The 13,976-nt window shown below is 67.9% G+C and carries 13 protein-coding genes; 5 read left to right on the forward strand and 8 right to left on the reverse strand.

The window, feature by feature from the left end; translation table 11 throughout:
- Positions 1 to 2: 2 nt before the first annotated feature.
- Together ACFCV3_RS06105 and ACFCV3_RS06110 are read left to right on the forward strand one after the other, a co-directional pair.
- Positions 3 to 473 carry a GNAT family N-acetyltransferase gene (locus ACFCV3_RS06105; protein WP_376026578.1) on the forward strand — a complete coding sequence of 157 codons (471 nt, stop codon included), beginning with the start codon at positions 3 to 5 and terminating at the stop codon, positions 471 to 473.
- Positions 470 to 1,075: a DUF6461 domain-containing protein gene (locus ACFCV3_RS06110; protein WP_376026580.1), complete on the forward strand. Its 606-nt coding sequence runs from the start codon at positions 470 to 472 to the stop codon at positions 1,073 to 1,075. Before ACFCV3_RS06105 ends, ACFCV3_RS06110 begins: the two co-directional genes overlap by 4 nt.
- On the opposite strand, the gene ACFCV3_RS06115 is transcribed toward ACFCV3_RS06110, so the two are convergent.
- Genes ACFCV3_RS06115 through ACFCV3_RS06145 form a run of 7 tightly spaced genes read right to left on the reverse strand, consistent with a single transcriptional unit; the run spans position 1,045 to position 8,632 of the window.
- A complete protein-coding gene (locus tag ACFCV3_RS06115; RefSeq protein WP_376026582.1) occupies positions 1,045 to 2,145 on the reverse strand; it encodes a hypothetical protein in 1,101 nt (366 codons plus the stop codon). The two genes, ACFCV3_RS06110 and ACFCV3_RS06115, sit on opposite strands and share 31 nt — an antisense overlap.
- A 54-nt stretch (positions 2,146 to 2,199) precedes the next feature.
- Positions 2,200 to 3,189 (reverse strand): hypothetical protein, encoded by a 990-nt coding sequence (locus tag ACFCV3_RS06120; RefSeq protein ID WP_376026583.1) that lies wholly within the window; start codon positions 3,187 to 3,189, stop codon positions 2,200 to 2,202.
- A 60-nt stretch (positions 3,190 to 3,249) separates the two neighbouring features.
- Positions 3,250 to 4,686, reverse strand: a complete 1,437-nt coding sequence (locus ACFCV3_RS06125; protein ID WP_376026586.1) for a diguanylate cyclase domain-containing protein — start codon at positions 4,684 to 4,686, stop codon at positions 3,250 to 3,252.
- Between the two features lie 56 nt (positions 4,687 to 4,742).
- Positions 4,743 to 5,483 (reverse strand): sugar phosphate isomerase/epimerase family protein, encoded by a 741-nt coding sequence (locus tag ACFCV3_RS06130; protein ID WP_376026589.1) that lies wholly within the window; start codon positions 5,481 to 5,483, stop codon positions 4,743 to 4,745.
- A gap of 16 nt (positions 5,484 to 5,499) precedes the next feature.
- Positions 5,500 to 6,315: a sugar phosphate isomerase/epimerase family protein gene (locus tag ACFCV3_RS06135; protein ID WP_376026592.1), complete on the reverse strand. Its 816-nt coding sequence runs from the start codon at positions 6,313 to 6,315 to the stop codon at positions 5,500 to 5,502.
- On the reverse strand, positions 6,312 to 7,472 hold the full coding sequence (locus ACFCV3_RS06140) for a dihydrodipicolinate synthase family protein (RefSeq protein WP_376026594.1): 1,161 nt from the start codon (positions 7,470 to 7,472) through the stop codon (positions 6,312 to 6,314). Before ACFCV3_RS06140 ends, ACFCV3_RS06135 begins: the two co-directional genes overlap by 4 nt.
- Positions 7,472 to 8,632: a Gfo/Idh/MocA family protein gene (locus ACFCV3_RS06145; protein ID WP_132415847.1), complete on the reverse strand. Its 1,161-nt coding sequence runs from the start codon at positions 8,630 to 8,632 to the stop codon at positions 7,472 to 7,474. Before ACFCV3_RS06145 ends, ACFCV3_RS06140 begins: the two co-directional genes overlap by 1 nt.
- 206 nt (positions 8,633 to 8,838) lie before the next feature.
- Here ACFCV3_RS06145 and ACFCV3_RS06150 point away from each other — a divergent pair, with 206 nt between their 5' ends.
- The 3 genes from ACFCV3_RS06150 to ACFCV3_RS06160 all read left to right on the forward strand — a co-directional run bounded on the left by ACFCV3_RS06150 (position 8,839) and on the right by ACFCV3_RS06160 (position 12,275).
- Positions 8,839 to 9,636, forward strand: coding sequence for a phosphotransferase family protein (locus tag ACFCV3_RS06150; protein ID WP_376026597.1), 798 nt, complete (start codon positions 8,839 to 8,841; stop codon positions 9,634 to 9,636).
- 12 nt (positions 9,637 to 9,648) lie between these two features.
- A complete protein-coding gene (locus ACFCV3_RS06155) occupies positions 9,649 to 10,998 on the forward strand; it encodes a threonine/serine exporter ThrE family protein (protein ID WP_376026600.1) in 1,350 nt (449 codons plus the stop codon).
- A 110-nt stretch (positions 10,999 to 11,108) separates the two neighbouring features.
- A complete protein-coding gene (locus ACFCV3_RS06160; RefSeq protein WP_376026603.1) occupies positions 11,109 to 12,275 on the forward strand; it encodes a winged helix DNA-binding domain-containing protein in 1,167 nt (388 codons plus the stop codon).
- Here ACFCV3_RS06160 and ACFCV3_RS06165 read toward each other — a convergent pair.
- Positions 12,261 to 13,787 (reverse strand): DUF4185 domain-containing protein, encoded by a 1,527-nt coding sequence (locus tag ACFCV3_RS06165; RefSeq protein ID WP_376026605.1) that lies wholly within the window; start codon positions 13,785 to 13,787, stop codon positions 12,261 to 12,263. The genes ACFCV3_RS06160 and ACFCV3_RS06165 overlap by 15 nt on opposite strands.
- Positions 13,788 to 13,976: the final 189 nt, after the last annotated feature.

Below are 13,976 nucleotides of genomic sequence, written 5' to 3' on the forward strand. Positions count from 1 at the left end.
CCATGACCGTACGCCGCGCACGCCCCGAGGATGTCCCCGCCATCGTCGAACTCGTCCACGCCCTGGCCGACTACGAACGAGCCCCCACCGAATGCCATCTGACGGTCGAGCAGTTGGAGACCGCCCTCTTCGGCGAATCCCCCGCAGTCTTCGCCCACGTGGCCCTCCTCGACGACCGCATCGTCGGCTGCGCCATCTGGTTCCTCAGCTTCTCCACCTGGCGCGGCGTCCACGGCATCTACCTCGAAGACCTCTTCGTCCGCCCCGAAGCCCGAGGCACCGGCCTAGGCAAAGCCCTCCTCACCGCCCTGGCCCAAGAATGCGTCACCAACAACTACGAACGCCTCGAATGGTCAGTCCTCAACTGGAACACCCCCGCCATCGACTTCTACAAGTCCCTGGCCGCCCACCCCCAAGACGAATGGACCGTCTACCGCCTCACCGACAAAGCCCTAGCCAAGTTGGGTTCATGAACGCTCAGGACTACCTCTGGTTCGAGGGCACGACTCTCAGCGTCGCCTACTGCCTGACGCTGGTCGAAGGCATCGACCCGGTGGAGGCGCTTCGCCGCGTCGATGCCGGACCGACGGAACAGCTCACCGGACTGGACGCATTCATCGACTTCGCCCATAAGAGTTTCCCGCTGCCGTATCCCCGCAGTGACGGTCGCTACGGCATCGGCGCCACCCAACTCGACGGCTGGACGATGCTGCTCGAAGCCAACGGCACACTGGGCATCAGCATGCCGGTCCTTCTCCCGTTGTCCGAGGGCACCCGCGTGGTGTCGCACTTCAGCAATATCGATGCCGAGGACTGGTTCTACTGGCTGGAGGACGGCGACCTCCGGCTCCGCTTCGAACCGCTGTTCCCGTACCACCGTGAGGGCAGCGACCCGGATGCACTCGTAGATGTCATGGCACAGGCCGGGTTCGATCTGCGCAGTGGCGAAGACCGCGACTACTCACTCCACACCGAAGCCACCTTCGCCCTAGCCGAGCACCTCACCGGCATCCGCATCACCCAAGAACTGTTGGACAGCAGCACCTACCTCTGCGGCCGCGCCCCATCTGGCTGACCCAAGCGCGGAAACGCCTCCCGCAACTTGGCGACCACCTCGGTGCCACGCTCTTCGCCGTACGCGCCGATCGCCATCCAGAGGGTGGAGAGCGCGGCGTCGAGTGGTTCGTCGTACGGCGATTGGAGTGCCAGGAGAGCCTGCACAGGCTTGGTCTGGCCGGAGTCCCAGCCGCCGAAGGTCGCGATCATGAAGCTTTCGCCTTCGGGGCCGAACGTGCCAGGCGGAGCCTGGATGACCTCGCGTTCGTCCACTCCGTGATCCATCCTGTCGAGGGCGTCGGCGACCCACGGCATCTGGTCCAGCTCGGCGACTGTGCAGACCTGCCGAGCCGACCAGCGGGCCACGGCAACCAACGTCCCGTCGTCGGACCGGTCCAGGTCGTCCAGCAACGGGCGGTCGTACCGCACCAGCCGGAACGCGTTGTAGGTCTCGCGAATCCGCTCGCTGGGGAGCCTTCCACCCCAGGCCTCGAGCTCCCGGGTCCGGCGTTGCTCCGCCTCCCACGCGTCGCGACTGGCCTTCGCTGCCGCGGCTTCCTCGGGGGTCGGGGGAGGACGCATGCGACGCGCCCGGGCGTGCCAGTCCTGCGCAAGCTGGCTCGTCACCTTCAGTACCTGGTCCGGCTCCGGGGGTGCTGGCCAGAACTGCAGGAGGTAGTGATCGACGGGCGGGTCGCCGGGCTCCCGCTCCGACTTGTGGCCGGCGTCGATTGCCCGGCCGCAGTACCGCACCCGGTAATCGATCGGCTCGAGGTCGAGCTTCCACCGATCGCCGTCCAGGCCGGCCAGCGTAACGTCACCTGCCGGGCGGAAGGAGACCTCGACGATGTCTTCCCAGGTTTCGTCGATCGTCGGTGCCTCGTCGTGCACCTCCACTACGAGGCCGACGTGGCCGGTGTGCAGACCTGTCAGCAAACACAATGTGCCGGCGATGGCTGCTCCGCACAGCCCGTTGTGCTGCCCTCGGAACGAGTCGTCGAAATCCGCGCGGCCGTTGCCGCTCTCCGCGTAGATCTGCCCGAAGGTCAAGAAAGCCTGACCGTTCACGACCGTCTGCACGATCCTCACCCCTCACCTCAGCTCCGTGCCAGGATCCAAGCACAGGCCGCCGACAAGATCGGTTCACAGCTTGGTGATCGCCATGACCATGACGACGGCGATCGCTACCACGAGGGCAAGTAGTAAGAAGGCGAGCCAGAAGTCCTGGGAGAACAGTGCCCGCACCACGGCTGCCAGCACCTGCCGGATGCTGGGCGTTCGGCGTACTGGGGGCGGAGCGGTTGTTGGTTCTCGGGGTGGTCGCTTTGGAGCGAGAGGGCTGGGGAGGGCGTCTGCGGTGAGGTCTGCCCACGCCTGGGGTGTGGCGGGGGCGAGGTGGTCGCCGCAGCGGAGTTGGGCGAGACCTTCTGCGTTGACGGTGAGGGTGATTTCCACGGTCTCGCGGCGGCCGGTGTCGGCGGCCGTTCTGTCCATCAACCAGCGGTAGCCGGGAGTTACCCATTTCGTCGGGCGGGCGCGGCTCGCCATCAGGCGTTCGGCACGTTGCAGGGCCTCGAGGTTTCCCTTGGCGTAGCGGTAGAGGTCTTCCGCGTCGCCGATGTCGACTGCCACCGACTTGGTCGCGAAATAGGTGTCGCGGGGATCGACGTTCAGGGTCGACAACCCGTAGCGGCCCGTCGGGCCGTGGCGCAACCGTGGGCCCAGCCGCTCGGCTTCGTCCCGGATCTCCAGGTAGGCGTCGGTGGCCCGCTGTACCGCGATGGGCCAGGAACCGTTGTGTTGCGTGGTTTCCGGGGAGTACTTGGGGTGAACCAGCTTCTCGAGCGGCGGCAGATGATCGTAGTTGGGCGGTTCGTGCGTCCGGTACTGCCGCCGGGACTCGAACTCCGCGAGCAGGGCGGCGACCTCCGCTGACCAGGTATCCGGGTCGGCGCCTGGTCCTCGGAGGAGCGCATCGAGTCTTGCTCTCCGCTCGCGATCGCTGACAGGCGGCGGATCGGGAGTGGGCGGCTCGAGAGCAGGACGGACCACCGGCTGGGCGGGCGGCTGATAGGACTGCTGGTCGGACCCGGGCCGGGAGGTCTTCTTCTTACGGCGCCGCGACTTGGGCATAGATCGTGAACGTACGACGGATTCGCGTCGCCGGGCCGCGGTTGGCAGCTCCCGGCCAGATCAGGGGCGGTGGTGCTTGGTGGCGTACATGGCCTGGTCGGCGGTGTGGAGGAGGGTGTCGAGGTCGGGGGAGGTGGGGGTGATGGGGGTGGTGCCGATGGCGGTGGTGACTTGGGTGGTGATGCCTTCGAGGGGGCGGCTGACGGCGGCTTCGAGGCGGGTGATCAGGGCTTGAAGGGCCTCGTCGGCGATGTCTTCGGCGAGGATGGCGAACTCGTCGCCGCCCAGGCGGGCGACGGTGTCGCCGTGACGGACTGCGGTGGTGAGGCGGGCGGCGATCTCGCGGAGGGCCCGGTCGCCGGCTTCGTGGCCGTGGCCGTCGTTGATGAGTTTGAAGTGGTTGAGGTCGCAGAAGAGCAGGGCGCCGGGGCGGCCGGAGCTGCGGGTGCGTTCGAGGACGAGGTCGAAGCGGCGCTGGAGGAGGCGGCGGTTCGGGAGGCCGGTGAGTGGGTCGTGGGCGGCGTGATGGCGGAGTTCGCGCTCGGCGTCCTTGCGGGCGGTGACGTCGTCGATCTGGACGAGCAGGATCCGCGGCCCGGTGCTCTCGGCGACGATGGCCGCCGTACCGCCGAGCCAGATCTCGTTGCCGCTGGGTTGCGAGAAGATCCGCTCGAACCGGTACGGCGTTTTGCTGCGGGCCAGCCGGGCGAGCTCACGGCGGGTCTGCTCCGGCTGCTCGTCCCGCAGGAACGCCCCCGCGGCCGCACCCACCAGCTGGCCCGCGTCGTACCCGGTGATCTGGCAGAAGGCGTCGTTCACCCGGAGGATCCGGCCGGCTTCGGGGCCGCCGAGGGCGACCGTGGCCATGCCGTTTCCCGCTCCTTCGAAGACCATCCGGAACGTCGCCTCGCTCGCCTCCAGGCGGGCCTTCTCGGCGAGGAGCTGGTCGGTCAGGCGGGCCTTGTCGATCGCGAGCCCGGCCTGGGTGGCGAAGATCTCCAGCAGCTCGCGGTGGATCGGCCCGGGCCGGCGCTGATCCTCGGGGAGATCCACGGACAGCATCCCCACCAGCTCGTTCTCCGACGAGTACAGCGGCGCGAACAGGGCGTCGAGCGGATGCCACGCGTCCGGCCCGCTCGCCATCGGTACGTCGGGCACCCAGCCGACCACGTCACCTTCGGGCAGCCGCTCGTGCGGCACGAAGCGCAGCCCGCCCCACTCGTCGGCGAGCGCGAACTCGGCGTCGAAGATGTCCGCCGCGCTGATCGTGCCGAGCAGGGCCTCGCGGGCCTCCGGGGACCCGGAGACCGCGATGACCTCGAACTTCCCGTCCGGCTGGCGGAGGTTGAGCACGGCGATCCCGAAGCCCAGACCGTCCACGACACCGTCGACCACGGCCTGCAGCGTCTCGGCCAGGCTGCGCCCGGCGCCCATCCGCGCACTCACCTCGTACAGCCGGCGGACCGCCGTCAGTGGCACCGAAGGTTCGTTGAGCACAGATCGAGAATAGGCGGTATGCACTAACCGTGAGCAGCCGTATCCACAGAGGAGCGCTAAATCTCGGTCAGCCCGCGGTAGCTGCGCTCCGCCGAGGCCCAGGCGTCGGTCGGCTTGTCGTGCTCGACCAGGTACTGCTCGACACCACCTGAGGCCGCGTGCTCGAACATCGCACCGAAGTCGAGCTTGCCGGCCCCGACGTCCTCCCAGGAGCCGTCCGCGGCCATGTCCTTCACGTGCAGCGCCGGGAACCGTCCCGGGTGCTCCTGGAAGAGCTTGGCCGGGTCGTGACCACCGTCAACCGCCCAGTACAGGTCGAGCTCGAAGCCGAGCAGCTCCGGGTCGACGTCGAGCAGGATGTCGTACAGAACAGTCCCGTCGACCTCGTTGAAGTCGTGACCGTGGTTGTGGAACAGCAGCTTCAGCCCGGCATCACGCGCAGCCTTACCAGCCTCGGTGAACGCGGCGGCCGCCGTACGGAAGCCTTCGATCGACCGCTGCTCGGCCGGGATACTCGGTACGACGATCCACTGCGCCCCGAGCGTCTGTACGTCGGCCAGCGCGCCGGACCAGTTGTCCGCCATCCGCGCATATCCGACGTGCTCCAGCACGATCCGCAGCCCCGCATCGTCCGCGAACCCGCGGATCTCCTCGGCGCTGTGGTCGAACCGCCCACTCACACCCACCGTGCGGTAGCCGATCCCGGCCAGCCGCTTCAGCGTCCCCGGATAGTCCTCTGCCAGCACGTCCCGCATGGTGTACAGGTGCATCCCGATACCGTCGGCGGGAATGGTCATTCTCAGCTCCTAAGAGTTAGACGACGTGCTCCTGGTAGCGGGCGTACGCCAGGTCGAAGACCTCCTGGCCCGGCGCGTCCCACAGTTCCTGGTTGAAGATCTCGACCTCGATCGGACCGTCGTACCCAGCCGCGTCACAGGCTTCCCGGAGCCGGCGCAGTTCAATCACGCCGTCGCCCATCATGCCGCGGCCGAGCAGGTTGTCGGCGGGGAGCGGTACGGTCCAGTCGCTGACCTGGTACGAGACGATCCGCTCACCGGCGCGCTCGATCTGCCGGTAGACATCGGCGTCCCACCACAGGTGGTAGGCGTCGACGATCACCCCGACCTGGCTCGCGGGGAACTGCTCGGCGAGATCGAGTGCACCGCCGAGTGACGAGACCACGCAGCGATCCGACGCGAACATCGGGTGCAGCGCCTCGATGGCGAGCGTCACACCGCGCTCTTCCGCGTACGGCGCCAACTCGGCCAGGCCGTCCCGGATCATCGCGCGAGCGCCGTCGATGTCCCGGGATCCCGGCGGCAGACCGCCGCTGACCAGCACGAGGACCGACGTACCGAGAGTTGCCGACTCGTCGATCGCGCGGCGGTTGTCATCGATCTTCTGTGCGCGCTCCTGGGGGTCGGTGGCGGTGAAGAAGCCGCCGCGGCAGAGCGACGACACCTTCAGCCCGGCGTCCGCAACCAGCTTGGCGGCCCGCTCCGCGCCGTACTCCTGGATCGGCTCGCGCCACAGCCCGATCCACTCCAGACCGGCTTTGGCGCTGGCCGCGACGACGTCCTCGAGCGGCCAGTACTTCGTCGTTGCCTGGTTGAGGCTGTAGCGGTTCACGCGTCGACCCCGCCGACCTTGAGCAGCTGCCGGAAGCGGTCGACCGCGAGCTCCGGATCGGTCAGTACGCCGGCCTGATCCGCCAACCGGAAGGTGTCCGCGAGATGCGGTAGCGACCGGCCGGTCTGCAGCCCACCGACCATCGTGAAGCCGGGCTGGTAGCCGTTCAGCCAAGCCAGGAAGGCGATTCCGGTCTTGTAGTAGTAGGTCGGTTTGGAGAAGATCTGCCTGGCCAGTGGGACGGTCGGAGCGAAGACGCGCTCATAGGTCTCGAGGTCGTTGTCGTCGAGCGCCTTCAGTGCGGCCGCCGCGGCGGGGGCGATCGCGGCGAAGATCCCCAGCAGAGCGTCGCTGTAGCGGTCGCCGTCACCCTGGATCAGCTCGGGATAGTTGAAGTCGTCCCCGGTGTACAGCCGCACGCCGTCCGGCAGACGCTTGCGCAGGGCAACTTCCTTGCCGGCGTCCAGCAACGAGATCTTGATCCCGTCCACCTTCGACACGTTGTCCTCGATCAGACCGACCACAACATCCGTCGCGACCTCGACCGAATCACTGCCCCAGTAACCCGCCAGCGCCGGATCGAACATCGACCCCAGCCAATGCAAAATCACCGGCCGCGAAGACTGCGCAAGGAGCCGGTCATAAACCTTCCGATAGTCATCAGGTCCGGAAGCAGCAGCACAAAGCGCGCGGCTCGCCATGAGGATCGGCTGCGCCTCGACCTCCTCGGCAACGGCCAGCTGCTCCTCGTACGCAGCTGCTACGTCGTCCAACTGGTAGGAACCGGCGGCGGGTTGTCCTGTGGTGGGTAGTTGGTCTGTGCCTACGCCCACCGCGATCCGTCCGTCAGGCGCCTCCGCGGCCGAGCGTCGGATCAGCTCCTGGGTGGCCGCCCAGTCCAACCCCATCCCGCGTTGCGCCGTGTCCATCGCCTCGGCGACCGACAAACCCAGCGACCACAGGTGGCGGCGGAAACCCAGCGTGTGTTCCCAGTCGATCACCGCGGGTGCGCCCGGTGAGTTGTCACCGAGCGGGTCGGCGACCACGTGCGCCGCGGCGAAGGCCAACCGCGATCGGGCGGGCGAATAGGTGCCCTGGGCAACCGGCGTACCGGCGAGCTGGTAGTCGACCAGCTCGCCGTTCAGCGGCAGCTTCATCACTTCGCTCCGAGGTCGAGCGCCGGCACCTCGAGCTTGCGGCCCTCGCGCCACGACTGCAGTCCGAGTTCGGCCAGCTGCACACCCTTGACACCCTCGACGAAGTCCCACGACCACGGCGCATCGTCGACGATGTGCCGCAGGAACATCTCCCACTGCACCTTGAACCCGTTGTCGAACGTCTCGTTGTCCGGAACCGTCGCCCACTGCTCACGGAAGTTCTCCGTGGCAGGGATGTCCGGGTTCCACACCGGCTTCGGTGTCGCGGAGCGGTGCTGCACGCGACAGTTCCGCAGCCCGGCAACGGCCGAGCCCTCGGTCCCGTCCACCTGGAACTCGACCAGCTCGTCCCGGAACACCCGGGTGGTCCACGACGAGTTCAGCTGCGCGACGATCCCGCCCTCGAGCTCGAAGACGCCGTACGCCGCGTCGTCGGCAGTAGCGGCGTACTCGTTGCCCTGCTCGTCCCAGCGGGCCGGCAGATGGGTCGCGCCCTGGCAGTAGACGGACTTGACCTCGCCGAAGATCTGGTCGAGCACGTACCGCCAGTGGCAGAACATGTCGACGATGATCCCGCCGCCCTCTTCGGACTTGTAGTTCCACGACGGCCGCTGTGCTTCCTGCCAGTCGCCCTCGAACACCCAGTACCCGAACTCGCCGCGCACCGAGAGGATCTTCCCGAAGAACCCACCGTCGACCAGCCGCTTCAGCTTCCGCAGACCCGGCAGCGACAGCTTGTCCTGGACGACGCCGTTCTTCAGCCCCGAATCCCGCACCAGCCGGGCCAGGTCGACCGCCGCCTCCAGGCTGTCCGCGATCGGCTTCTCGCAGTAGATCGCCTTCCCGGCCTCCACCGCCGCGCGGACCCCCTTCTCCCGCAACTGCGTGAGCTGCGAGTCGAAGTAGATCTCCACATCCGGCTCCGCGAGCGCCTCGGCGACGTCGGTGGTCCACCGGCTCAGCCCGTACGTCTCCGCGATCCGCCGCAGCTTCAGCTCGTTCCGCCCGACCAGGATCGGATCCGGAATGATCATCGTCCCGTCCGCGGCCTGGATCCCGCCCTGCTCCCGGATCGCCACGATCGAGCGCTCCAGATGCTGCCGCAGCCCCATCCGGCCGGTGACCCCGTTCATCACGATCCCGATGCGTCGCTCGCTCACAGTTCCCCGCGCCTCCCTCGCCAACCCTTGGAAAGGGCTTTCCAAGGCGTGTTCCGCAACCATAGGAGAGCGCAAACGGCGAGTCAACCCGAAACCGGAAAGCGATATCCCCGACCCGCCCCGACTGGCCCACGGCCTACTTGTGGGGTACCCGGGGGTATGGCACTCTCGCTGAGTGCGGGAAGGGTAGTAGCGCAGGCGGCGGGATGCCGGCCGAGCGGGTGGTGGAGTGGGTCGCCGGGTGTGTTGGCGGCGGGGCGGTGGTCGTGTCTGTGCGGCCGTTGCATGGGGAGCAGGGGCCGTGGCGGGTGACGGTCGAGGTCGGCGGCAGGCGGCAGGCCGTCGTACTGCGGGCTGTGACTCCGCGGATCGATGCGGCGATGATCGCGACCGGGGCTGCGGCCCTGGCGGTGGCGGAGGAGTACGGCGTACCGGCGCCTCGGTTGTTGGGGGTGGACCTCGACGTGCCGGCGTCGGTGGAGACGATGATCGGCAGTACGACGTGGCCGGCGAAACCGGACCTCGGACGGGTGCGAGCTGCGTTGGACCGGGTGCATGTGCCGCTGGAGGCGACCCCGGAGTTGCCGCTTCGGATACGGCCGATCGCGGTGGACGACTTCGCGCGGGATCGGCGGGTGGGGGCGATGCCGACGACGCCACTGCTGCGGTTGGCGGATGACGTCGTACGGGGGATGGAGCGGCCGGAGGGACCGATTGTGTTTCTGCATGGGGATGTCTGGCCGGGGAACGTGGCGTGGGTCAGCGCGTCCGAGTGTGTGTTGATCGACTGGAAGACGGCGGGGGTTGGCGATCCAGGCGTGGACTTCGGGGAACTGCGGAAGCAGATGGCCATCACTTACGGGCTGCGGGCAACCGGCGGCAGCGCGTACTGGGACGTGGTTGCCGCCCTCAACACGCCGACAGTGCTGGACTGGGCCGGCGCAACCGAGCGACGCGACGCCTTCCTGCGGGATGCGCTCAACCGGCTCGGCGGGGTCGTGTGATGTGCTGGTGGGGTGACGGATCTGGACGAGCAGCGGGAGGTTTACCGGACGCTGGATCTGGCGCTGCGGATCGGCGAGGTGTTGCTGTCCAGTGGGGCCGGTACGGCGGATGCCACGGCGACCATTCTCGGGGTGACGGCGGCAGGTGCGCTGCGGGGTTGTGAGGTCGACATCACGTTCACGTCGATCGCGATCTCGTACCAGGCGTCGCCGGATACCGCGCCCGAGACGCATATGCGGGTCGTCCGGTACCGGTCGCAGGACTTCTCCCGGCTGACCGAGGTCGATCGCCTGGTACGGCGGTACTCGCGCGGCGAAGTCACCCGTGACGAGGCGAGCCGCGAACTCGCCCGCCTGACGTCGGCCGGACCGCCGTACCCACGGTGGACTGCGGTCGTCGCGTGGGGTGTGATGGCGGGTGGCGCGACGCTGTTGCTCGGTGGTGGCTGGCTGATCACGCTGGTTGCGGTCGTCACGGCGATCGTGATCGATCTGAGCAATCGGTGGTTCAACCGCCAGCGGCTGCCCGCGTTCTATCAGCAGGTGGCCGGGGCGTTCGTCGCGACCGCGGTCGCGCTCGTTCTGTACGCCGTGCATGCGCCGGTGAAACCGTCGCTGGTTGTTGCCGCAGGCATCATTATGTTGCTGGCCGGGATCGCGTTGACCGGTGCGGTCCAGGACGCGATCACCGGGTACTACGTGACCGCAGCGGCACGCAGTCTCGAGGCGATGCTGCTCACCGGCGGCATCATCGCGGGGGTCAGCCTCGGTCTCGCGATCGGGATCAAACTGGGGTTCCACGTCGGCATCGAGGCGCAGACGATCCAGCTCTCGAACCTGCCGATCATGGTCGGCGCCGGCGCGCTGATGGCGGTCGCGTTCGCCTACGCGTCGTACGCGCCGCTGCGGGCGTTGCTGCCGATCGCGGTGATCGGCGGTGCGGGTTCGCTGGTGTTCACGTTGATGACGCGGGCCGAGTTCGGGCCGGCCTGGTCAACTGCGGCGGCCGCGTTCACGGTCGGGTTCGGGAGCTACTCGCTCGGCCGGAGGTCCGGCGTACCGCCGCTGGTGGTGGTCGTCTCCGGCACGGTCCCGTTGCTGCCGGGGCTCACCATCTACAAGGGTTTGTACGAGCTGACCGGGCTCGGCAACCTGATCGGGATCGTCAGCCTGGCCACGGCGGTCGCGATCGCGATCGCTATCGCATCGGGCGTGATCCTCGGCGAGTACATCGCCCAGCCGATCCGCCGCGAGGCTCGCCGCCTCGAGGACCGCCTGGCCGGTCCGCGCCTGATCGGCCCCCGCCGCCCAATCCGCCGCCGCACCCGCCCGTCCCGCCGCAGCCGCCGCGTACCGCACTAAGGACAGGACGTAGGCGTCTACGTATATCGCGCCGCACGCCTGAGCCGAGCGGCGATCGCCGCGGGAAAAAGCGGACACCTCCTGTCCTTAGTGCCTGACAAGATTGCCGCATGCTGCACATCACAGACGCTGATCGCCGCCGTCGGCTGGCGACCCGCCACGGGCTGGTACGGCGGTTCGACTCGATCGAGGATGCGGTGCGGGGGATGACCGTGCTGCATGCGACCGAGGCGGCCACCGTGCACCTGTCTCTGTGGGCGCGGGTGGCTGGGGTGACGGTCGATGCGGTGGACCGCGCCTTGTACGACGAGCGCAGCGTGGTGAAGCAGTTGGCGATGCGGCGCACGCTGTTCGTGTTCCCGCGGGATCTCCTGCCGGCCGCGTTGGGGAGCGCGGCTCGGCGGGTGGCCGGTCAGCAGCGGGGTCAGCTGACGAAGGACCTGATCGCCAGCGGGATCACGAAGCCCGAGGAGTGGATCGCCGAGACCGTGTCCAAGGTGCAGAAGGTGCTGGCGGATGGCACTGCTCGGACCACGAGTGAGCTTCGCGGCGAGGTTCCGGAGCTCGGCTGGATGCGCCCGTCCGGTCCCGGTGAGTTGCCGGTCGGGCCGGTCGTGATGGCGCTCCTGAGCGCAGAAGGCCGCGTGCTCCGCGGAGTGAATGCCGGGCACTGGCGACTCAACAAGCCCGCCTGGACGTCCGCCGAGCACTGGCTCGGGAGTGTCCCGGAGCCGCTGGAGGAGCCGGCTGCCTACGCGGAGCTGGTCCGCCGCTGGCTCCGGACCTTCGGCCCTGGGACCGAGGCGGACATCGTCTGGTGGCTAGGCGCGACCAAGACCTCAGTACGGCGGGCACTCGCGGATGTCGAGGCGGTCGAGGTTGAACTGGATCAAGGTGCCGGCTGGGTGCTGCCGGACGACACCGAATCTCCGGATGATGTGGAGCCCTGGGCCGCGCTCCTCCCGACTCTGGACCCGACGGTGATGGGGTGGAAGGAGCGGGACTTCTACCTGGACCCGACGGACAAGCCGTTCCTGTTCGACACCAACGGCAACGCCGGCAACACCGCCTGGTGGGACGGCCGGATCGTCGGCTGCTGGTTACAGGACGACAAGGACCCGGCCGCGCCCGTCCGGCTGGTCATCCACGATGACGTCGGCAAAGTGGCACACGCGGCACTCGAAGCTGAGGCGGAGCGGCTCACCGAGTGGCTGGATGGTGTGCGCATCACCAACGTCTATGCCTCACCACAGATGCGTGGGTTACGGCTCCCGTAGTTCGACGTCGTCCACCTGCATCCAGACGTCCTGACCGTGTCCGAAGAAGCCGGCGTACAGCTGAACCAACGACTCCGGACCGGAGTTGAAGTCGACGCTGACCTTCGTGTACGCCGGATGCGCGCCGCCCGTCCGCTCGGCGATGGTCCGCCCGCGCAAACTCCGGACGCCGAGCATCGTCTCGGAGTTGTTCGCCGCGGTCCGGATCCAGGCCGACAGCCGATAGCGGTGATAGGGGCGCACAGCAACGTTCTGCTGCACCGCGTGTGATCCGATCGAATCTCGCAGATAGGCATTGTTGACCCCCGAGTGGCCCAGGTTCGAGCGGTCGATTCCGCCACGGCCGTTCAGCTGCCACGGCGCGGACGGCGTACTGCCGGTCTGCCCTTCGAAGCCGGGATCCGTGACCAGGTTGGTGATCTGCCCGTCATCGGTGAGCTTGGTGTGCATCAGGAACACGTTGTACGGATCCCACTGCGACATCGTGAAGTACAGGTCCGACCCAGTCGACCAAGGATGCATGTACGTTCCGTACAGACCCGGGAAGTCGGTGCCGCGGACAACGATCTGCTCGCCACTCCATGGTCCGGTCAGTGACGCGGAAGTCCGCAGTACGACGGATGCCCGCTGCTCGTCGAGGTACATCATCAGCCACTTACCCAGGTGCGCGTTCCACTGCACCGACACCTCGGAGACCGGGCCTACCGCAATCGGTACTGCCGACCGCTCCACCGGCGACCACACACGTCCGTCCCAGTACCGCCAAGCGCCCTTGTCGAGCACCCGAGCCTCCGGAACGCGAGCCAGGTAAGCGTTCCCGAACCGCCCGTTCGGCGTACCGATCATGTACACGTACCCGGACGAGCGCACCAACGCGACCATCTGGAAGTTGTTGTCCCATGACGGTGTGTTCTGCCAGCGTGCGGTCGGCGACTTCGTCCAGTTCTCGCCGTTGTCGTCGGAGTAGGCGAAACCGGAGTAGTTCGTGAACCACGAACCCGCCGGACCCCAGTAGTTGACCGACATGTACTGCACGTACTGGCGCTTCCCGACCGAGATGCCGCCGGTCGGGATGACGGTGTGCTCGTCGCGGTCGATCTTCTTGCAGCCCAGGAACTCCTTGGCGTGCCCGGGCCGGTCCTCGGCCGCGGAGTCCAGCGTCATCCCGTCGGCCAGATTCCGGTCCTTGCTCCGCAGCAGCAGGTTGCACCGCCAGTCGATGGTGGCCGGATCGCCGACGCCGCCGCCCGGGCCGGTCCACCCGCCGCCGTAGCTGTCGCCGAACGCGGTCAGGATCTCGCCGGATCCGTTGTCCCACAGGATTCCGAGGTCGGTCGCCTTCAGCGCGAACCGGGCCTCGGTGTCGTTGATCGACTCCGGACCGGTCAGTTTGGCGACCCGTTCGGCCGGCGACGGCACCGGGGCCGCCTGGGCGGCGGGCCCGGTGTGTCCGGCCGGCACGAGCGCGACGCCGACCAGGGCGGGCAGGACGAACAACCATCGGTTCCGCATCCGGATCTCCTCAGGCGGGGAGAGAAATCGATTTCCCGCCACCGTAAACCCCCAACCAACCCCGGTCAATCTCCAGCCCCATTTCGCTGGCTAGGCAGTCACGTTGGGGGTTCTGCACCCTTAACCACGGTGCGGAACCCCCAATTTCGGTGGCCAGCCAGCGAAATTGGCAGGGACGGTGGGCGGTGG

This window comes from Kribbella sp. NPDC056345 (assembly GCF_042262745.1).
Classification (GTDB): domain Bacteria; phylum Actinomycetota; class Actinomycetes; order Propionibacteriales; family Kribbellaceae; genus Kribbella.